This is a genomic window from Aquabacterium sp., from assembly GCF_050725395.1.
Taxonomy (GTDB): domain Bacteria; phylum Pseudomonadota; class Gammaproteobacteria; order Burkholderiales; family Burkholderiaceae_C; genus Aquabacterium.
Map to the genome: position 1 here is coordinate 114,950 of NZ_JBOHHL010000006.1, position 18,120 is coordinate 133,069.

21 protein-coding genes are annotated in these 18,120 nt (G+C 61.4%); 9 read left to right on the forward strand and 12 right to left on the reverse strand.

Going from position 1 to position 18,120, the window contains the following annotated elements:
* Positions 1 to 16: 16 nt before the first annotated feature.
* The 5 genes from ACREB4_RS06185 to ACREB4_RS06205 all read right to left on the reverse strand — a co-directional run bounded on the left by ACREB4_RS06185 (position 17) and on the right by ACREB4_RS06205 (position 4,737).
* Complete coding sequence (locus ACREB4_RS06185) at positions 17 to 1,792, reverse strand: GMC family oxidoreductase N-terminal domain-containing protein (protein ID WP_431587327.1); 1,776 nt, start codon at positions 1,790 to 1,792, stop codon at positions 17 to 19.
* The gene (locus tag ACREB4_RS06190; RefSeq protein ID WP_431587328.1) at positions 1,785 to 2,672 is read right to left on the reverse strand and encodes a hypothetical protein; all 888 of its coding nucleotides are present in this window, start codon (positions 2,670 to 2,672) and stop codon (positions 1,785 to 1,787) included. The genes ACREB4_RS06185 and ACREB4_RS06190 overlap by 8 nt, the downstream gene beginning before the upstream one ends.
* Positions 2,673 to 2,865: 193 nt before the next feature.
* The gene (locus ACREB4_RS06195) at positions 2,866 to 3,255 is read right to left on the reverse strand and encodes a bleomycin resistance protein (protein ID WP_431587329.1); all 390 of its coding nucleotides are present in this window, start codon (positions 3,253 to 3,255) and stop codon (positions 2,866 to 2,868) included.
* Positions 3,256 to 3,266: 11 nt separating this feature from the next.
* The gene (locus ACREB4_RS06200; protein WP_431587330.1) at positions 3,267 to 3,806 is read right to left on the reverse strand and encodes a DUF924 family protein; all 540 of its coding nucleotides are present in this window, start codon (positions 3,804 to 3,806) and stop codon (positions 3,267 to 3,269) included.
* A gap of 31 nt (positions 3,807 to 3,837) precedes the next feature.
* Positions 3,838 to 4,737: a LysR family transcriptional regulator gene (locus ACREB4_RS06205; protein ID WP_431587331.1), complete on the reverse strand. Its 900-nt coding sequence runs from the start codon at positions 4,735 to 4,737 to the stop codon at positions 3,838 to 3,840.
* 64 nt (positions 4,738 to 4,801) lie between these two features.
* Here ACREB4_RS06205 and ACREB4_RS06210 point away from each other — a divergent pair, with 64 nt between their 5' ends.
* A complete protein-coding gene (locus ACREB4_RS06210; protein ID WP_431587332.1) occupies positions 4,802 to 5,260 on the forward strand; it encodes a PACE efflux transporter in 459 nt (152 codons plus the stop codon).
* 38 nt (positions 5,261 to 5,298) lie between these two features.
* Entirely contained in the window at positions 5,299 to 5,781 is a 483-nt protein-coding gene (locus ACREB4_RS06215; RefSeq protein WP_431587333.1) for a YbaK/EbsC family protein, read from the forward strand.
* Here the strand turns inward: ACREB4_RS06215 and ACREB4_RS06220 are convergent.
* The 6 genes from ACREB4_RS06220 to ACREB4_RS06245 all read right to left on the reverse strand — a co-directional run bounded on the left by ACREB4_RS06220 (position 5,772) and on the right by ACREB4_RS06245 (position 9,791).
* The gene (locus tag ACREB4_RS06220; protein WP_431587374.1) at positions 5,772 to 6,038 is read right to left on the reverse strand and encodes a Txe/YoeB family addiction module toxin; all 267 of its coding nucleotides are present in this window, start codon (positions 6,036 to 6,038) and stop codon (positions 5,772 to 5,774) included. The two genes, ACREB4_RS06215 and ACREB4_RS06220, sit on opposite strands and share 10 nt — an antisense overlap.
* Entirely contained in the window at positions 6,032 to 6,274 is a 243-nt protein-coding gene (locus ACREB4_RS06225) for a type II toxin-antitoxin system Phd/YefM family antitoxin (protein WP_431587334.1), read from the reverse strand. Before ACREB4_RS06225 ends, ACREB4_RS06220 begins: the two co-directional genes overlap by 7 nt.
* A gap of 78 nt (positions 6,275 to 6,352) precedes the next feature.
* Positions 6,353 to 6,991, reverse strand: coding sequence for a tetratricopeptide repeat protein (locus tag ACREB4_RS06230; protein ID WP_431587335.1), 639 nt, complete (start codon positions 6,989 to 6,991; stop codon positions 6,353 to 6,355).
* Positions 6,992 to 7,010: 19 nt separating this feature from the next.
* The gene (locus tag ACREB4_RS06235) at positions 7,011 to 7,556 is read right to left on the reverse strand and encodes a DUF4256 domain-containing protein (protein WP_431587336.1); all 546 of its coding nucleotides are present in this window, start codon (positions 7,554 to 7,556) and stop codon (positions 7,011 to 7,013) included.
* A gap of 425 nt (positions 7,557 to 7,981) precedes the next feature.
* Positions 7,982 to 8,893, reverse strand: a complete 912-nt coding sequence (locus ACREB4_RS06240; protein WP_431587337.1) for a hypothetical protein — start codon at positions 8,891 to 8,893, stop codon at positions 7,982 to 7,984.
* A 169-nt stretch (positions 8,894 to 9,062) separates the two neighbouring features.
* Complete coding sequence (locus tag ACREB4_RS06245; protein WP_431587338.1) at positions 9,063 to 9,791, reverse strand: hypothetical protein; 729 nt, start codon at positions 9,789 to 9,791, stop codon at positions 9,063 to 9,065.
* 1,093 nt (positions 9,792 to 10,884) lie between these two features.
* Here ACREB4_RS06245 and ACREB4_RS06250 point away from each other — a divergent pair.
* The 5 genes from ACREB4_RS06250 (at position 10,885) to ACREB4_RS06270 (ending at position 16,277) form a co-directional block, all read left to right on the forward strand.
* A complete protein-coding gene (locus ACREB4_RS06250; RefSeq protein ID WP_431587339.1) occupies positions 10,885 to 12,909 on the forward strand; it encodes an FAD-dependent oxidoreductase in 2,025 nt (674 codons plus the stop codon).
* Positions 12,910 to 12,940: 31 nt separating this feature from the next.
* Complete coding sequence (locus ACREB4_RS06255; RefSeq protein WP_431587340.1) at positions 12,941 to 13,384, forward strand: nuclear transport factor 2 family protein; 444 nt, start codon at positions 12,941 to 12,943, stop codon at positions 13,382 to 13,384.
* Positions 13,381 to 14,202: a crotonase/enoyl-CoA hydratase family protein gene (locus ACREB4_RS06260; RefSeq protein ID WP_431587341.1), complete on the forward strand. Its 822-nt coding sequence runs from the start codon at positions 13,381 to 13,383 to the stop codon at positions 14,200 to 14,202. The genes ACREB4_RS06255 and ACREB4_RS06260 overlap by 4 nt, the downstream gene beginning before the upstream one ends.
* Before the next feature lie 45 nt (positions 14,203 to 14,247).
* On the forward strand, positions 14,248 to 15,303 hold the full coding sequence (locus tag ACREB4_RS06265; RefSeq protein WP_431587342.1) for a helix-turn-helix domain-containing protein: 1,056 nt from the start codon (positions 14,248 to 14,250) through the stop codon (positions 15,301 to 15,303).
* 104 nt (positions 15,304 to 15,407) lie between these two features.
* On the forward strand, positions 15,408 to 16,277 hold the full coding sequence (locus tag ACREB4_RS06270) for a metal-dependent hydrolase (protein WP_431587343.1): 870 nt from the start codon (positions 15,408 to 15,410) through the stop codon (positions 16,275 to 16,277).
* Positions 16,278 to 16,287: 10 nt separating this feature from the next.
* Here ACREB4_RS06270 and ACREB4_RS06275 read toward each other — a convergent pair whose 3' ends face one another.
* Complete coding sequence (locus tag ACREB4_RS06275; RefSeq protein ID WP_431587344.1) at positions 16,288 to 16,596, reverse strand: hypothetical protein; 309 nt, start codon at positions 16,594 to 16,596, stop codon at positions 16,288 to 16,290.
* Positions 16,597 to 16,795: 199 nt separating this feature from the next.
* Between ACREB4_RS06275 and ACREB4_RS06280 the strand changes: the two genes are divergently transcribed.
* Both ACREB4_RS06280 and ACREB4_RS06285 read left to right on the forward strand, forming a co-directional pair.
* Entirely contained in the window at positions 16,796 to 17,218 is a 423-nt protein-coding gene (locus ACREB4_RS06280; protein WP_431587345.1) for an organic hydroperoxide resistance protein, read from the forward strand.
* Between the two features lie 110 nt (positions 17,219 to 17,328).
* Positions 17,329 to 18,087: a C40 family peptidase gene (locus ACREB4_RS06285; protein ID WP_431587346.1), complete on the forward strand. Its 759-nt coding sequence runs from the start codon at positions 17,329 to 17,331 to the stop codon at positions 18,085 to 18,087.
* Positions 18,088 to 18,120 lie beyond the last annotated feature (33 nt).

Consider the following 18,120-nt stretch of genomic DNA (forward strand, 5'->3'; position numbering starts at 1 on the left):
CTTGAGTTTAGCTTTCTCACAGCCCCCGCTGGATCACCGCCTGCGTCACCCGGTCGTCCACCGACGACAACGGTGATTCACGGCCCACCCACGGACTGCCGCCAAAGTAGAGCTGGAAGATCTTCTCCGACGTGCGCGTGGCCAGCGCCTGGGTGGTCAAGGTGGGGTTCATGCCGCCGCAGGCATTGGCCAGCGCCGCGTTGTCGGCCACGAACAGGCGCTTGACCCACCGCGCTTCGGCATTCGCATCCAGCACCGAGGTGGCCGGGTCCGTTCCCATGCGCATCGACGACTGCATGTGCAGCAGCAAGGGCGGAAAGTCCGGCCGGATGACCTTGGTCGCCCCCGCCGCCTTGAGGATCTGCGCGGCACGCTCGGCCAGCTTGCGCCGGTTGTTCAGGGTGCGGGTGCTGCGCTGGCGCTTCTGGATCTCGACCTTGGGGATCTTGCCGTGCTCGTCCGCCGGGAAGACCGACGACAGCGTGACCCGGTTCTGCTCCTCCACGTCGTCGTCCGTCAGCACCAGCACATTGAGCAAGCGGTTGACGTTGGACAGCAAGTCCTTCAATTCATGCCCCATGGCGCGGCCGGTTTCACCCGTCCACGGCCCGGTCTCGCCCCGGCCCACGTTGTACGCACCGCGCACCCCGCTGTCGCTGAAGCTGGCCGTCAAGCCTTGCAAGGCCGGTGGCAGGCCCACGTTCTCCACGCAGCCCACGCCGGGGAAATCCGCCCGCGCCGCCGAAGCCGGGCCCTTGGACGAATTGGTGTCGTAAGGCATGACGCCAATCACCCAGTCCAGCGCGTGGTCCGTCAGGCCCTTGCCCACCCAGCCATTGGGATTGGGCAGGCCGCTGTTCAGCCACAAGCGGGGATCCTCGATGCAGCCCGCCGACATCACGACCACTTTCGCATCCTCGGTGTAGGTCAAGCCGGTTTCGGTGTCGCGCCAGGTCACGCCCTTGGCCACCACCTGGCCCGACTCCGTGGCCGTGAGCACCTTGGTGACGAACGCATTGGCCACCAGCGACACCGCCTTGCCACCTGGCATCCACAGGTCGGCCGTGAGGGCCATGGGCACATAGCTGGTGGACGTGGCCCGCTTGGCCTTGAGGTTGGCCGGCGAACGGATCGGCTCCTTGCAGCCCTGGTAGCAGTAGCCGCAGTAAGTGCAGCCCTGGGCCTGCGGATAGCGCAGCAGCGCGGCGCTGGTGGTCTTGCCCGCATTGCCCTGGGGTTGCAGGATGGAGTTCTCCTGCGGGCGGAAGGCGTCGCGCGACACATCCTTGGTGGTCTGCACCGGCAGGCCGATGCCCTCGCAACCCTTGAAGAACACCTGCTCCTTGGTGCCCATCGCCGCCGTCTGCACCGGCAGCACGTGCTCGACCCACCGGTAGTAAGGCACCAGCTCACGGTAAGTGAAAGGAAACAGGTGGGCCACGTCGTAGGCACCGCGGTCCGCGCCGTCGTACCCCGCGAAGACCCCCGGCATGGCCCGCGGACAGTTGCCGAAGTAATGGTTGGTGGTGCCCCCCACGCCCGCCACCTGGGTGATGTAGGACCGCTGAGGCGTCTCGCGGAACCAGTTGGTCTTGGCCCGGGCCGCCGGGCCCCAGCGCAAGGCGCCCTTGAACAGATTGTTCTGGTCGTCCTCGAAATGCGACCAGGCCTCTTCGACCTTGCCATTGCGGGGGCCGGCTTCCAGCAGCAGCACGTCCAGGCCACGGGCCGCCAGCTCTTTGGCGACGACCGGGCCGCCGCCGCCCGATCCGATCACGATCACGTCACGCATCGCTTGCACTCCTTCTGTCTTGGTAATAGCCACGGAACTCGTCCCACCCCTCCACCGGCCCATTGGGCTGGTACCTGGACAAGGTCCAGCCCACGGGGCGCGACCTCAATTGGCGCGTGGCGGGGTCGAGGAAAGCCCATTCGCTGTAGCTGCCAAATCCCGCGAAGGCCAGCAAGCCCACGGCGATCAGCTGCACATAGGCCAGCACGGTCTTGATCAGGCCGGTGGGCACATTGCCCATGGCGCCCAGCACCTCGGTGCCAGGGTTCTCGAACAACTCCAGCACCCGGGCCTTGTCCTTCCAGGACAAGCGCGAGAACGGCGACAGGAAAGGCCCCACGATGCTGGAAGGCCGCACCGTCAAGGCCACGGCGTTGAGCAGCAAGGCCACGATCGTGGCCAAGGGCAGGCTGTCCCGGGTGTCGAGCAATTCGGTCACGGCCGCGCCGACGTTGAGCGTGGTGCCATCGCCCAGAGGCAGCGAGATGCCACGCAAAGGCGCCCCCAAAGAAGTGGACAGTGAAGAGCCCAAGGGCGGTGGCAAAGGCAGGTAGTTGTCGAACATGAACACCAGGAAGGCGTCGTTCTTCGCGGCCATGCCGCCAGCCTGCAAGGTCGCCTGGCCTTGCACCAGGGAGTAGAGATCGGAGCCAGGGACTGCAAAAGCGCTGACCCCGGCCAGGGTGTCTCTGGCAAAAAGGTTGAGCATTGCATTCAGGCGTTCCAGCCGGGATGGGCTGGTGCTCTGCGCCAGAGCGGTTTGGCTGTGCAGGGCCAAAGGCGCCATGCCAGCCAAAGTGGAAACACCGCCCAGCGCTGCGGTGAATCGCCTTCGGGACAGCCCCGCAACGGGCCGCCGTTCGTCGGATTGCGTGTTCATCAGATGTCCTCCGCCGTTGTTTGTACGGAGAAAATCTAACAACTAGCGTTTATCGTTTAAATCGGACAAGCTGTAACGATCGTGACAAATGAAAAAGCCGTGCCGTGGGCATGGCCATTGCCAATACTGATGTTGTCGGACACGCCCGAAGCACCCCAAGCTGCCCCCCATGAATGAGGGAGGCGCACCGCCCTCATTGGCCCTCATTGCCCACCGCGGCTTTCGCGCCGTTGTCGCTTGCGAACCTCAGGCGGTTGCCATCCGGGTCGGTCAACAAAAACTCGCAATTGCCCCAAGGCTGGTCGACCGGGGCCTCGCCCACGGGCGCGCCACGCCGCACGAACTCCGCAAAGCATGCCCGCGCATCCGGCACGATGAAGTACACCGCGCCACCCACCTCGCAATCGCCCGTGTGTTCGGTGATGAAAATGGTCTGGCCTTCGCGCGTCAACTGCATGAACAGCGGAAAGCCCGGCTCGAACTGGTGGGTCCAGTCCACCTTGAAGCCCAAGCCATCGACGTAGAACGCCAGGCTGGCCTCGGCTTTGGTGATGCGGAGCTGGGGGATGACGGTTTGAACCACGGTCGGGCCTTTCAGAAGCTTGAATCGGGCTGCTTGAGGAACTCGATCTCTTCGGGGGTGGAGGTGCGCCCCAGGATCGCATTGCGGTGAGGATAACGACCAAAGCGGTCGATGATGGCCTTGTGCTTCAGTTCGAAATCGAGGTTCGAGGCGGGCGCGAACTCACGGTAAAGGCGTTCGGCCCACTCATGGATCTGCCGCGACTCGCTGTGCATGAAGGGCAGCAGCAAAAACGATCGCTCCGTGGGCGACAAAGCCACGTGCGCGCCGGCCGCCACAGCCTCTTGCGCCAGCACCAACGCCATCGGGTCTTGCGCGAAAGCCTGGGGCGTGTTGCGGAAGATGTTCCTTGAAAACTGGTCCAGCACGATGACCTCGGCCAGGCGGCCCTTGGGCTCCTGGCGCCACCCGTGCAGTTCGCCTTGGATGGCTTGCCGCAGCACGCCCAGAAAGCGGTCCTTGACCTGCGCATCGAAATGGGGATCCGCCTTCCACCACAGGTCGGGCGTGGTCTCTTCAAACCAGAATCGAAGGACGGTGTCTTGCTGCATGCGGGCCTCCATGGGTGCGATCGGTGTCAACTCAAGGCCGGGGATGGGCCTGGCGCATCAGCTCAATGTAGCGCTGTGCGCCAAGCCCCAGCGGGCGCTCCTTGATCCACACCACATCGGCCCACAGCCTGACCTCGTTCGACATGTTGGCGAAGCCAATCTCCACCAGCGACCCCGGCCCCCTGTGCGGCGTGGTGAGCGAACGTGGCAGGTAAGCCCAGCCCAGGCCCGACTGCACCAGGTTCAAGGCCGTTTGCGGGTTGTCGGTGCGCCAGACCTGGCGGGACAGCAGCAGGCGCGGGTCCACCTGCTCCTCATCGCGGCCGACCACCACCACCTGGCGCAGGTTCAGCAGGTCGGCGGGGCGCAAGCGCTTGTTCGGTCCAAGGGTAGACAACAGTGGCGGCGCGATCACGGCGGTGAGCGTCTCGCTGCTGAACTCCTGGAAGCCTTCCTTCTCGTCGATGGCCGTGCGCTCAAACACGAGGGCCAGTTGCACGCAGCCGCTGTGCAGCATCTGCAAGGCATCGGCTTGCGGTGCGGTCAGGATCTCGACCTCCAGCGCCGGGAACTCGCTGGCCAGCACGGTCAAGGGCGCTTGCCATGAGGCGGTCAGCAGCTCGGGCGCGATGGCCATGCTCAGGCGCCGCTCCAGGCCCTGATGCAGCGACAAAGCCTGGCCCTGCAACATGCGCAACTGGTGGGCCAGTTGGCGCGCACCGGGCTCCAGCGCCTTGGCCGCCGCGGTGGCGGTGGGCTCACGGCCGGCGCGGTCGAACAGCACCAGGTCGAGTTCGGCCTCCAGCTGGGCGATGGCCATGCTCACGGCCGACGGCACCCGGCCCAGCGTGCGGGCGGCGGCCGAGAACGAGCCCTGGTCCAGCACGGCCAGGAACACCTTCACGTTGTCGCTGTCGAAACCGGTTTTCATACCTGTCAATTTAACTGAAAGATACTGACTTTGGTTTTCAAGAATGCAGACATACAGTGGAGGCATGCAAGGCCTCAAACGCAAACTCGTCTACGTCACCCTCTTTGAACTCATCGCCGTGTGCATGAGCGGCACGCTGCTGTCACTCATTTCCACGCGCGATTCATTCGTGTATGCCGGCATGGCGGCGGTGGCGTCGTCCGCCATCGCCCTGCTGTGGAACCTGGCCTACACCTCCGCCTTTGAGTACTGGGAAGCGCGGCAGCTCAAGAAGGGCCGCGGACTGCTGCGCCGCGCCGTGCACGCCTTGGGCTTCGAACTGGGCCTGGTGGTGCTGCTGGTGCCGCTGTTCGCCTACCTGCTGGGCCTGAGCCTGTGGGATGCCTTTGTGTACGACCTGGGCCTGATGGTGTTCTTCATGGTCTACACCTTCTTGTTCAACCTGGGGTTCGACCATGTGTTCGGGCTGCCCACTTCGGCGCTGCCAGAACCTGCCACCCCGGAGCGCACCATGGGCGCCTGAATGTGGGGTGCCCTGCACCGATGGCCCAAAATACGCCCATGAGCCTGTCATCCGTCCAAGCCTTCCTGGCGCAACACGCGCCCGACATCACCATCCTGCAAACGCCCGAGCCCACCGCCACCGTGCTGGACGCGGCCTGCGTGCACGGCGTCGAGCCCGCGCAGATCGCCAAGACCCTGTCGCTGTGGCTGAAGGACGAAGTGATCCTGCTGGTGATGGGCGGTGATTGCCGCCTGGACAACCGGCGCTTCAAGGAACACTTTGGCGGCAAGGCCAAGATGCTGAATGCCGAAGAGGTGGTGCAGTGGACCAGCCACCCAGTGGGTGGGGTGTGCCCGTTTGGCTTGTCACAGCCATTGCGCGTGTTCGCGGACGTGTCGTTGAAGCGGTTCGACGTGGTCCTACCGGCGGCAGGCGCGGTGAATGCGGCGGTGCGGATTTCACCTGAACGCTTGGCACAGTTGGTCGAGGCGGCATGGGTGGATGTGGCGCAGCAGGCCACACCCGCCATTCACTCGTAGTGCGACCACATGCGGAGAACCCTGACGATTCTTTGATCTTGAAGCACTTCGTAGACCAGGCGATGCTGAATGTTGATTCGCCGGGAGTAAGCGCCTGATAGATCGCCGACCAGCTTCTCGTACGGCGGTGGATTTTGAAATGGATCTTCTTTGACGATGGCCAACAACTCTTGGGCTTTGGCCTTCAGGCCACTTGCAGCCAATTTCTGAGCATCCTTTTGCGCATGCTTGGCGTAAACAAGCTCCCAAGTCACCAGTCAAGCTCCTTGGCGCTGTCTTCGACAGGTTCGGCCATGCCTTCTTTGATGGACTCGCGCATGCCTGGTACCGAGAGCAAGTAGAGCGTTTCCTGAATGGCCTGCCAATCTTCTGCCGCCAGAAGCACCACGTCATGGCGCTTACCAGCGATGGTGATGGGCTGGTGTGACTCCGCCGCTTGATCCATCAAGCGATAGAAATTGGCGCGGGCTTCGCTGGCGGTGAGTGTTTGCATGATGACTCCTAGGCGCAGAAGCGTACGTTAATGAGTACGCATCGTCAAGTCCAAGCCGCTTGTGCCCAAGGAATGCATTCATGGGCTTTGCTTCCAAGGGCGCCCACTCCATTGACCATCTCTGACCCGGTGCAACCACATCACGGCCTTGGCCGAGTCTTTCGCCACGCCATCGCCTGCTTCATACATGTGCACCAACGCCCGCTGGGCCATCAAAGAGCCTTGATTGGCCGCCAGCAAAAACCATTTTTCTGCGATGGGGCCGTTCTTGGGCAGGCCCTCGCCCGTGGCGTACATGTACCCAATGGCGTATTCGCCCATGAAATGCCCTTGCTGCGCGCACTTCGAATACAGCGCAACGGCCTTGTCCATGTTCTTGGCCGTCGCCTCGCCTTTTGCATACATGAACGCCAAATTGCATTGCGCAATGGCCAAGCCTTGCTCAGCAGCCAATGAATAGTATTTGAAGGCTTGGGTGGTATCACCCTCGCCGTATCGGGCACCCAAATCATTCTGGGCATTTGCATCGCCCGCGTCGGCCCGTTGTTTCAGGCTCTCGATGGGCAGGTCGGCATCAAAGTGCTTGGCATACAGGCCTTCAACGGGGCGCACGTCTTCAGGCGAGATCACCACCGGTGCATACGATTGGCATGCAGAAAGCAGCCCCAACAAAAGGAATGACGCCAGATGGGCCGGATTGGCAAAGTGTTTGGTCATGTTCAATGTCAGAAATTAATCAAACCCGGAGCAAGCCCCGGAAGCCTCTGGCGGCGTAGTACGACTGCACGCCATTGTGATAAACGAAGACTTGGCCATAGCGCCGGTCACAAAACAGGGCGCCGCCGAGGGCCCTCACCTCGGGTGGCGTGTTGATCCAGCTGGAGGTCTTCAAGTCGAAGTCGCCGAGCTTTTGCAGGGCGCGGTATTGCGCTTCGGTCAGCAGGTCGATGCCCATGGCGGCGGCCATTTCGACGGCGCTGTGGTCGGGCTTGTTCTCTTTGCGGGCGGCTCGGGCTTCGCCGTCATAGCAGGCGCTTCTGCGGCCGGTGGGGCTTTCTGGGGCGCAGTCGCAGAAGGTGAATTGGCCGGACTTGGGGTCGTGGCCGATGACGTCGGGTTCGCCGCCTGTGGATTCCATGGCTTGCAGCGATTCGAGGGCGGCGGGGTTGGCTTCGAGCTTGGTGGCCACGTCGGCCCAATCGATGCCGACATGCCGAGGCATGTTTTTCTCGAAGCGGGATTTCAGGGTTTGTAGGAGTTGTTTGCGTTCTGGCGATTTCATGATTTGCAGAAAACGATATGTGCGTTAAACCGCCAGTCTTCGGTAATCGCGGTTTTGTTTATAGGGCGATCTGCGGTGAATGGCTGATGATTACCCATACCAACGATCAAGGTGCTCGTGTACTTTGATTGAATAAATTCAAAAAGATTTCGGTGAGCTCCCGTGAAATGGGCATTCCGAATCGTAGGGAGAACCAGCGCCAAGCATTATTCCAGTATTCATGCGTTCTCGGTGTGGTAAGAAGGTTTCTAACGCCCACGGTAGGCCGAGCCACAGGGCGAAGTACACAAGACACCTACAAGCTCCGCTTGTGGGGTATCGGCTTGAAAAACAGTTAGGCTGTAACGTGAAGCGGAAGAAGGTTTGAACCCATGTGCCCATGCCGTGAATTTAATTGCGAACCGAATTGCGTCATATCGTTGTTTCTAGCGATATGGCATAGAACTGACAAAGACTCGCAGCTCGACACCTAGGTTAGCGGAGAGGCCCATTACCTCGATTGCGTGCTTGTGATCGGCCTTCGGGCCGAAGTACAGAATCGAGTTGTTAGACACAAGGCCAGGATTGCCGTCGATGTAAGCGCGTTTCGGTTCGCGTTGATCGAACAGAACGCCGGATGCAGCAGCATAGTCAGGTTTGTGAACAATCGATCTTACCTCGCGCTCTGCTGCATATTCTGATGATTTGAATAAGAAAAGTAGCGGGTGTGTTGCTTGAATGACCTCCTCCAGGTCTTCCATCGCATTGCCGTAAGAGCGCCTAATTGCATTGAGCCGAGTAGTTAAGCCATCTTTTAATTGCCTTATCGGCCGCTCTGCGGCAGTCGCACCTCCGCCACGTGACTCTGTGCCATATGTGACATGAAAAAGTTGGTTGGGGAAAATTGGAAGGAGATTTGCTAATGGGACCATTAGGCAAGAACCCTTTCCATCGTCTCCGTAGAATCGCCAATGATTCAATGAATCACTTGAGTCTTCGAACCCTGGCTTGATATACGTAATCGTCCAACATGAAAGAAAAGTCGCTTTCCGATAGGCCGAGTACAGGAGGCGTGACTCCCTCAGTTTCGTAAAGCGTTCGACAAACGAACTCTTGTACTGATGAGTACACGCTTGTGCAGCAGCAATCATAACATCGACAACGTATCGCCCTTCTTCGGGGTCGTTCATATAATCGCCATCAAACTGCCTCATCTTATTGCCTGCGGCGGACTGCAAGAGATATTTTGGCGTTTGTGCGATTGTGTAGTGAGCGGCGTACTCGCCGGGCTTGCCAACAGCAACTCTGAGTCTGTCCAAAAGTGCATCAACGTGTGTTCGGTACTCGACAATATTCATGAGATCAACGCTCTACTGGTTTTCCCGACTAAGGCCAGATTGGCCACATTGCTGACAAAGGGGAATACCTATTGAACAACCATTTAGGCTCGGGCGCGAAGTACATGGTTTACTTCATGAGAACAAAGGTTTGGGCGCGAAGTTGTGTGCGTACAGAAGTGAGATCCGGCTAAGGTATAAGTCCTTTACCGAGGCGAACCTTCAGTGCGCGAACAAGAAGTAGAACGATAAGCGCAGCATGACCGAATAGAAGAGGCCAGACGACTGGGCTTAAGCGCGTTCTATTGTCGTTGATGAATATATCTACCATAATCTCAGCGGTACTGGTTGCGAGCAATGTGGCGACAATGGTAGGCCAGAGAGCCCCCGCTGAACTCGGCCATTTTGCTTGGCGCGCCAGTAGTAGTGTTGAATATAAACCAGATACTTGCAGTATAGCAAACCAGTAGGCCGCCAATCCTTCCAAATGAATAGACGTTTCAAAGTAGTATGGAAGCTTCTTTTCCAGACTGTTTTCGTACTCCTCAAAGTTCGCGTAGTGCGCAATTTTTGATCCGGCAATACGCCCGCTCCAGTGTAAATTCTGGGCCCCTGCTTTCTGAATTACAACGACACAGAAAAGTTCGTCTGGGTTAAGTAATGCTCGCTCCTGAATCCACTGGTTTTCTTGTTCACTCCAAGTCGTTGTGACAAAAGAGCCAGGTTTGCAAGAAGAAGAAGAAGAAGAAGAAGAGGTTTGTTTTTGTGAACCTTGAGAAGGTTGCGCGCAAGAGTCAACCAATAATATCCCCCCGTCCGAGGGAGTGTCGATGCTTAACGGTGCTATGAAGTCAGACGGCAGGATTGGTTTTGGGCCCTTATTTATTATGGAGTAATAATCAACTCTCGCTCCGTCCATGTCTTTGACAGACTTTGCAAGGTTTAGTTTTATTATGTTGCTAGGCAGGAGATAGTCTGAGAAGCTGATGCTCTGAGTCCGTATAATTGCCACCTCCCCGTTGGGCGCGCTAGGGGTTGAAGTGGCTAGAAATAATGCTATAACGCTTATTAAGACTCCGACCGCCTGCCATATCGGATCCCGTGCGGTTTTTAGGATTGATTTTATTTCCATAGTCTGAGTTTTCTCTAAAGCTGTGGTGATGCTGGATAAGCAAAAGTCAATGCAGGGGGGGCTTGCTTGCAGAATCCGAGCAAGCCTAACTATTAGTTAGCATCAAAGTGCATTTATTCTTCTCATCAAGCGAGATATGCACCATCATTGATAAATTCATTTGACCAACTAAGCTCCGCGCCTTGTTTCACCACGTCGCGGCAAGCATAACCAACTGCCTGACATTTCTAAATCCCCCTGATCACCCGCCGTGAGCAGTTTCGTCACAAATGGTGCGCGTTCAGGATAAACCACCGTCTGTTACAGGTCAATTCTCTACGCCCCGAATCTCGTCTGCGACTCTATAACCGTGGCGCAACGCCCTAAAAACACTCACGCCCTACCTTCCAGTCCTCGCGCATCACCCAAATAACCCGACGCATCGCCCAAAAAGCCCCACCCGCAAGCCTCAAAGGCCTTGCGCGCAAGCATCCAACACCCTACGCGCAACCCAAATACCCTCGCGCGCAAGGCTCTGAACCTTGCGCTCGCCCCAAAAAGACTCAGCCGCTCGGCATCAACAGCCCCGCGCGCAAACCTCAATCCCTGGCGCGCCGCCCTCAAACCCTTGCGCGCAAGGCTCTGGTGCCTTGCGCACAAACCTCAAAGCCCCACCCCGCAAGCCAAATAGCCCCGCACTCCGCTCTCAAACACCCGCGCACCACCCTCAACTCCTTGCGCGCAAGGCCCCACATCCTTGCGCACGCCCCAAAAAGCCTCGCTCCCCACCCAAAAAGCACCACCCTCCACCCTCTTATGCAACCAGTTGCATAAAAATCCTCCATCCCCTACAGTCCTGCAACCAATTGCATAACCCCTCCCGACTGCAAGGCCCCCACACATGCCCACCCCCTACCCCCACCTCCTGCAACCCCTCGACCTCGGCTTCACCACCCTTCCCAACCGCGTCATCATGGGTTCCATGCACGTGGGCCTGGAAGAAGCCAAGAACGGTTTCAACCGCATGGCCGCCTTCTACGCCGAGCGGGCGCGCGGCGGTGTGGGCCTGATCGTCACCGGCGGCATCGCCCCCAATGACGAAGGCGCGCCCTTCCCCGGCGGCTCGCGCCTCACCACGCAAGAAGAAGCCGACCATCACAAGGTCGTGACCGAGGCCGTGCACCGCGAAGGCGGCAAGATCGCCTTGCAGATCTTGCACTTCGGCCGCTACGCCTACCACCCCGGCCTGGTCGGCCCCAGCGCCATCAAGGCGCCCATCAGCCCCGCCACCCCGCGCGCGCTCACGTCTGATGAAGTGGCCAAGACCATCGACGACTACGCCCGCTGCGCCGCCCTGGCCCAATCGGCCGGCTACGACGGCGTCGAGGTCATGGGCTCCGAGGGCTACCTGATCAACGAGTTCATCGCCGCCCGCACCAACCAGCGCGACGACGAATGGGGCGGCAGCTACGCCAACCGCATCCGCTTCCCCATCGAGATCGTCAAGCGCGTGCGCGAACGCGTCGGCCCCAACTTCATCATCATTTACCGCCTGTCCATGCTCGACCTGGTCGAAGGCGGCTCCACGTTCGAAGAGGTGGTGCAACTGGCCCAGGCCATCGAAGCGGCCGGCGCCACCATCCTCAACACCGGCATCGGCTGGCACGAGGCGCGCATCCCCACCATCGCCACCAAGGTGCCGCGCGCGGCCTTCGCCTGGGTCACGCAGAAGATGAAGGGCCACGTGGGCATCCCCCTGGTCGCCACCAACCGCATCAACACGCCCGAAGTGGCCGAGCAATTGCTGGCCGATGGCTTCTGCGACATGGTCTCGATGGCGCGCCCGCTGCTGGCCGACGCCTTCTTCGTGCAAAAGGCCAAGGAAGGCCGCGCGGATGAGATCAACACCTGCATCGGCTGCAACCAGGCCTGCCTGGACCACACCTTCGGCGGCAAGATCACCTCCTGCCTGGTCAACCCGCGCGCCTGCCACGAAACGCTGCTCAACTTCCCGCGCACCACGCAAGTCAAGCGCATTGCCGTGGTCGGCGCCGGCCCGGCGGGCTTGAGCTTCGCCACCTATTCGGCCGAACGCGGCCACGACGTCACCTTGTTCGAAGCCGGCCCGGATGTGGGCGGCCAGTTCAACGTCGCCAAGAAGGTGCCGGGCAAGGAAGAGTTTTATGAAACCCTGCGCTACTTCCGCAAGCAACTGGCGCTGACAGGCGTGAAGACGCAGTTCAACCAGCGCGTGACCGCGCAAGACTTGATCAACGGCAAGTTCGATGAAGTGGTGCTGGCCACCGGCGTCACGCCGCGCACGCCGCCCATCGAGGGCGTGAACCACCCCAAGGTCGTCAGCTACCTCGACGTGCTGCGCGACGGCAAGCCCGTCGGCGACGTGGTCGCCATCATCGGCGCGGGCGGCATCGGCTTCGACGTGGCCGAGTACCTCACGCACGCCGGCGAAAGCGCCAGCCTCAACCCCACCAAGTTCTACGCCGAGTGGGGCATCGACACCAGCTACGCCGACCGTGGCGGCATCAAGCCGGCTGACCTGGAAAAGTCACCCAAGCAGGTCTACCTGCTGCAGCGCAAGACCAGCAAGGTGGGCGATGGCCTGGGCAAGACCACGGGCTGGATCCACCGCACGGGCTTGAAGAACCGCGCCGTGCACATGATCGCGGGCGTCACCTATGACAAGGTGGACGACGCCGGCCTGCACATCACCGTCGGTGGCGAGCCCAAGCTCATCCCCGCCGACACGGTGATCCTGTGCGCCGGCCAGGAGCCGCTGCGTGAACTGCAGGCCGAGCTGCAAGCCGCTGGCCGCCCCGTGCACCTGATCGGTGGCGCCGACGTGGCAGCTGAGCTGGACGCCAAGCGCGCCATCAAGCAAGGTGCGGAACTGGCCGCCGCCATCTGACCGTCAATCTCATCCATCGGAGCCTGAGACCATGACCACCAGCACCGCATTGAAGCCCGCCGCGGCCGCGTCCCTTGCCTTGTGGCACGAGATGGTGTCCCTTCAAGACATGGGCCGCCTGCCCACCATCCTGAACGACGCCGCCATGTTCCGCTCACCCATGGCCTTCAAGCCCTATGTGAGCGCCGCGGCCGTCAACCTCATCCTGAACACCGTGATGAAGGTGTTCACGCAGTTTGAATACCACCGCACGCTGGTGGCCGAAGATGGCCTGAACGTGGTGCTGGAATTCAGTGCCATGGTGGGGGACAAGTCGCTCAAAGGCGTCGACATGATCCGCTTCGACGAAGCCGGCCTGATCGTCGATTTTGAGGTGATGGTGCGCCCCCTGAACGGCCTGCAAGCACTGGGCGCCGAGATGGGCGCCCGCCTGGCGGCCTACCTGCCCGCCTACAAAGAAAGCAAAGCATCATGAGCACCCCAAATTTTGAAACCCTGACCCTCACCCTGGCCGACCACATCGCCACCGTGCGCCTGAACCGCCCGGACAAGGCCAACGCCATGAACCTGGCGATGTGGCACGAGATCCGCCAGGCCTTCCAGTGGATCGACGCCACGCCCGAGGCGCGCGTGGCCATCATCGAAGGCGAAGGCAAGCACTTCACCTCGGGCATCGACCTGACCATGATGATGGGCCTGCAAGCGCAGATCAAAAGCGATTGCGATGGCCGCACCCGCGAGAACCTGCGCCGCATGATCCTCGACCTGCAAGACACCTTGAGCAGCATGGAGCGCTGCCGCAAGCCCGTGCTGGCCGCCATCCACGGCGCCTGCGTGGGCGGTGGCGTCGACCTGGTCACCTGCACCGACATGCGCTATTGCAGCGCCGAGGCCTACTTCACCATCAAGGAAATCGACATCGGCATGACGGCGGACGTGGGCACCTTGCAGCGCCTGCCCAAGCTGATCAACGACGGCATGGCGCGCGAGCTGGCCTACACCGGCCGCAAGGTGCTGGCGGCCGAGGCCAAGGAGATCGGCCTGGTCAACCGCGTGTTCGACACGCCCGAGGCCCTGCGCACCGGCGTGCGTGAGATCGCAGCGACGATCGCGGCCAAGTCGCCTTTGTCCATCCGCGGCACCAAGGAAATGATCATGTACGCCCGCGATCACAGCGTGGCCGATGGCCTGAACTACATCGCCACCTGGAACGCCGCCATGCTGATGTCGACCGACCTGCAGGCGGCCATGATGGCGCAGATGAGCAAGCAGACGCCGCAGTTCCTGGATTGACGCCAAGGGCTGCGAAAACCGGACGGGCGGCATAAACTTCGGCCCATGTCGCCCACCACGTCCGCCCCCGCGTCGATCCCTTTTTTCTCGCTGCCCAACTGGCTGAGCGCGGCCGGCCATTGCGGCATCGACCTGGGCGCCATCCTGGCCGAGGTGGGCGTGGACCTGGCCACCATCGAGCCGCAGACCACCCGCGTGTCTTGCGAGGCCATCGCCCGCGCCATGACGATCTGCGCGGTCGAAACCCACCGCCGCCACCCCGACCGGCACTTTCCTTTCGTGCTGGGCACGCACTTCGTCTTCCAGTACGTGCCCGACATCGAGACCTTCCTGGCCACCTGCGGCAGCCTGCGCGATGCCGAGCGCGTGTTCGACTGGGTGCGCGTGCTGATCAACCCGCACCTGCACCAGAAAATCGTGGAGCGCGATGGGCAAGCCGGCGTCTCGCTGTCCTGGCAAGACCTGCCGCCAGCGCTGAGCGGCCTCTTCCACGACTGCATCGACATGACGATGGCGGCCTCGCTCAAGACCGCGCGCCTGCTGGCGGGCAACGCCTTTGCCTTGCGGTCCGTGTCACTGCGGCGCACGCGTCCGCTGGTCGATGCGCGTCTCTACGAAGAACATTTCCAGGCCCCGGTGCATTTCGGCCAAAACGAAGACGCCGTGTGGTTCGACCTGCATTGGCTCGATGCCCCTTTGAAAAGCGCCCTGCCCGCGCTGCACCAACGCGCCGCCGAGCGCGTGGAACGCCAGATTGCCGGCATGGCCCAGCCCGAGGACAGCGTGGCAGCGTTGCTGGAACGCTCGTTGGTGGCGAACCCCGCGCTGCTGAGCCAGCGCCTGGAAGAGGTGGCCGACACCTTGAACCTGCACCCTCGCACCCTGCAGCGGCGACTGCGCGAAGCCGGCCAGAACTACTCCGACCTGCAGGCCCGCGTGCGCTTCCACCTGGCCAGCGAATGGCTCAAAGACGGCGCGCTTTCGGTCGAATCCATCAGCGAGCGCCTGGGCTTCGCGGATCGGCGCAGCTTCACGCAGGCCTTCATGCGCTGGGCCAAGGTCTCGCCCAGCCAGTTCCGCAGGGTTGCGGGTTTCCCCTGAATCACCTTGTCGCCTGGACTGCCCTGCTGGCACCTGGCGGCCTAGTCCTGCCAGGGCATGGCCCCTAAATTCGGCTCATCAAATTACTGACCCGGGAGTCATTGATGAGCCACCACCTGAACATCACCCCCCGCAGCGAACTCGATTTCAAGCTGGACGACCAGGACCTGCCCCGCCACTGGTTTGGCGGCGACGCGTTCAAGACACGCTATTTCGACGCCATGTCACTGTCCTTCCCGGATGGCGAGCGCTTTTTCATGATGGCCGTGCGCGCCTACAAGCACACCATCACCGATCCGGCCCTGCTCGAAGACATCAAGGACTTCAACCGCCAGGAAGGCCAGCACGGCGTCATCCACACCCAGTTCAACGAGGTGCTGCGCCGCCAGGGCATCGACATCGACAAGGTGCTGCGCGTGCAGAACTTCATCCAGTTCAACATTTACTGGAAGTACTTCCCCAAGGCCTACAACCTGGCAGCCACCGCCGCGCTGGAGCACCTGACGGCCACCATGGTCTACAGCCTCTTCGACCATGGCCCCGTGATGCAGGACGCCGACCCGCGCGTGCGGGCCATGTACGCCTGGCACGCCATCGAGGAGCTGGAGCACAAGTCGGTCGCCTTCGATGTGATGCAGCAAGGCGCCCGCGTGGGCTACATCGTGCGCTGCCTGGCCATGGTCCAGTGCACCCTGCACTTCAGCCTCCAGACCTTCCTGGTCGTGAACTTCCTGCTCAAGGCCGATGGCTTCGGGTTCTGGCAGCGCGCCAAAATGATGGCCAAGGGCATGGCTTGGCTGTATGGGCCGAAAGGCGTCTTCACCGCCCTGGCCGGGCACTTCGTGAGTTACTTCAAGCCGGGCTTCCACCCCAACAAGGTGGACCTGTCGCCCAGCTACGAACGCTGGAGCGCGGTCTTTGCGCGGCAAGGGGATCCGATCGCCGCCAGCAACGCGCTGTACGCGGTGGCCTGAGGCTGGAAACTCAGTCGCGGTCGACCGGCTTGCGGGGCTTGTTGTCCGGCTTCTGAAAGGACTTGGGCCGGAACACATTGCCTTCCCAGTCACCACGCGTGCGAGCCCGGTTGATCACGGCCTGGGCCTCTTTGGCGGCCTTCTTCTTGGACACGCGCCAGCGCCAGGTCTTGACCACCCAGGTGCTGGCGCGTTGCCAGTGGCCGATCACGGCGCGGTCCAGGCGGTAGCGGCGACGCTCACCCATCACCAGCCGCACCAGCATGACCAGGCACGCAGCGGCAATCACCAGGGCGACTATTTTCTCGATCAGAGGCATTGGTCTGTTCCATCCATCCTGGGCTCCATCGTATCCAAAATGAGGGGCGCCGTCCCCCTCAAAGCACGGGGAACCGTCACCATTGGCCCCAAGGTGCTTGGGGCTTTTGCCCCGCTTCGATGTCGCCCGCCGGTTTGCCTTAAAATTAGATTGTTCGCAATTTAATTCACCCAACCTGAACGCCAGCCTGGAGTCCACCATGTCGCTCGAAAAAGTCCTCTACACCGCCCACGCCACCGCCACCGGAGGCCGCGACGGCCGTGCCGTGTCTTCGGACAGCCTGCTGGACGTGTCCCTGGCCTTGCCCAAGGAAATGGGCGGCACCGGCAAGGGCACCAACCCTGAACAGCTGTTCGCTGCCGGTTATTCGGCTTGTTTCCTGGGCGCCATGGGCTTTGTCGCCGGCCAGAAAAAGACGCCCTTGCCCGCCGGCACGAATGTGCAAGGCGATGTGTCGATCGGCCCGATCCCCACGGGTTTCGGCATCGCCGTCACCTTGAACATCACCCTGCCCGGCATGCCCGCTGACGAAGCCAAAGCCCTGGTGGACGCCGCGCACATCGTCTGTCCTTACTCCAACGCCACGCGCAACAACATCAGCGTGACGTTGAACGTGCTGTAACCGTCAGGCACAAAGGGCTGCAAGTTTCTTGAGGAATCGGTGATAACGTGATGTTTTGACCGTGTTTTTCGGGTTGCGTCGTTCGCCGACACAACTTAAGCTTGCGCCCCATGCCTTTTGAGTTTCGCTGTCGCAGTTCTGTTCTTGCCCAAGCCGCCAGCGTTTCGCTGAGCCAGGCTTTGAGCCACGGGCGGCGCCTCACCGGGGCTTTGGCCCTGGTGATGGCGGTGTCGGCGGTGCCCGCCCAGGCTCAGAACGCCAAGCCCAACCCCGAACTCAGTCCCGATGCCGCGGCAGCCATCGCCGCCCTGACGGGGCAATCGCCAGGCAACGCTGGTACGGCCACGCCTTCTCCTTCTGAAAGCGGCGACCCCATCAGCCGATTCCTGTCGGACAAGGGCATCCTCAACACCAAGCCGGTGACCGATCTGGCACAGCAGGTTCGCGACAAGGCCACCAACGTCGCCTCCGAATTGGTGCTGTCGGCCATGAACTTCCTCGGCGTGCCCTACAAGCGCGGTGGCCAATCTTCCGAAAATGGTTTCGACTGCAGCGGTTTCACCCGCCATGTCTTTGAAAACAGTGTGGGCCTGCTGCTGCCCCGCCGCGCTTCCGAGCAGGCCAATTCGCCCGACCTGGTGCCGGTCAAGCAGGCCGAGCTCAAACCCGGCGACCTGGTGTTCTTCAACACCCTGCGGCACACCTTCTCGCACGTCGGCATCTACATCGGCGACAACAAGTTCATCCACTCGCCACGCGCGGGTGGCGAGGTCCGGGTCGAGGACATGCGCCTGTCGTACTGGCAGAAGCGCTTCGACGGCGCCCGCCGCGCGCCCAAGGTCGAGGCCAGCGAGTCCGTCAAACCCTGATTCCCGCCCACCGAAGACCCGGCATCCCCCCGG

Coding starts and splice junctions, on each gene's coding strand:
- ACREB4_RS06225 (WP_431587334.1), bottom strand. CDS start 6,274: ATGCAAACACTCACCGCCAGCGAAGCCCGCGCCAATTTCTATCGCTTG.
- ACREB4_RS06275 (WP_431587344.1), bottom strand. CDS start 16,596: ATGCCTCTGATCGAGAAAATAGTCGCCCTGGTGATTGCCGCTGCGTGC.
- ACREB4_RS06185 (WP_431587327.1), bottom strand. CDS start 1,792: ATGCGTGACGTGATCGTGATCGGATCGGGCGGCGGCGGCCCGGTCGTC.
- ACREB4_RS06245 (WP_431587338.1), bottom strand. CDS start 9,791: ATGGACGGAGCGAGAGTTGATTATTACTCCATAATAAATAAGGGCCCA.
- ACREB4_RS06285 (WP_431587346.1), top strand. CDS start 17,329: ATGCCTTTTGAGTTTCGCTGTCGCAGTTCTGTTCTTGCCCAAGCCGCC.
- ACREB4_RS06200 (WP_431587330.1), bottom strand. CDS start 3,806: ATGCAGCAAGACACCGTCCTTCGATTCTGGTTTGAAGAGACCACGCCC.
- ACREB4_RS06205 (WP_431587331.1), bottom strand. CDS start 4,737: ATGAAAACCGGTTTCGACAGCGACAACGTGAAGGTGTTCCTGGCCGTG.
- ACREB4_RS06240 (WP_431587337.1), bottom strand. CDS start 8,893: ATGAATATTGTCGAGTACCGAACACACGTTGATGCACTTTTGGACAGA.
- ACREB4_RS06265 (WP_431587342.1), top strand. CDS start 14,248: ATGTCGCCCACCACGTCCGCCCCCGCGTCGATCCCTTTTTTCTCGCTG.
- ACREB4_RS06260 (WP_431587341.1), top strand. CDS start 13,381: ATGAGCACCCCAAATTTTGAAACCCTGACCCTCACCCTGGCCGACCAC.
- ACREB4_RS06215 (WP_431587333.1), top strand. CDS start 5,299: ATGAGCCTGTCATCCGTCCAAGCCTTCCTGGCGCAACACGCGCCCGAC.
- ACREB4_RS06235 (WP_431587336.1), bottom strand. CDS start 7,556: ATGAAATCGCCAGAACGCAAACAACTCCTACAAACCCTGAAATCCCGC.
- ACREB4_RS06250 (WP_431587339.1), top strand. CDS start 10,885: ATGCCCACCCCCTACCCCCACCTCCTGCAACCCCTCGACCTCGGCTTC.
- ACREB4_RS06190 (WP_431587328.1), bottom strand. CDS start 2,672: ATGAACACGCAATCCGACGAACGGCGGCCCGTTGCGGGGCTGTCCCGA.
- ACREB4_RS06210 (WP_431587332.1), top strand. CDS start 4,802: ATGCAAGGCCTCAAACGCAAACTCGTCTACGTCACCCTCTTTGAACTC.
- ACREB4_RS06270 (WP_431587343.1), top strand. CDS start 15,408: ATGAGCCACCACCTGAACATCACCCCCCGCAGCGAACTCGATTTCAAG.
- ACREB4_RS06230 (WP_431587335.1), bottom strand. CDS start 6,991: ATGACCAAACACTTTGCCAATCCGGCCCATCTGGCGTCATTCCTTTTG.
- ACREB4_RS06255 (WP_431587340.1), top strand. CDS start 12,941: ATGACCACCAGCACCGCATTGAAGCCCGCCGCGGCCGCGTCCCTTGCC.
- ACREB4_RS06280 (WP_431587345.1), top strand. CDS start 16,796: ATGTCGCTCGAAAAAGTCCTCTACACCGCCCACGCCACCGCCACCGGA.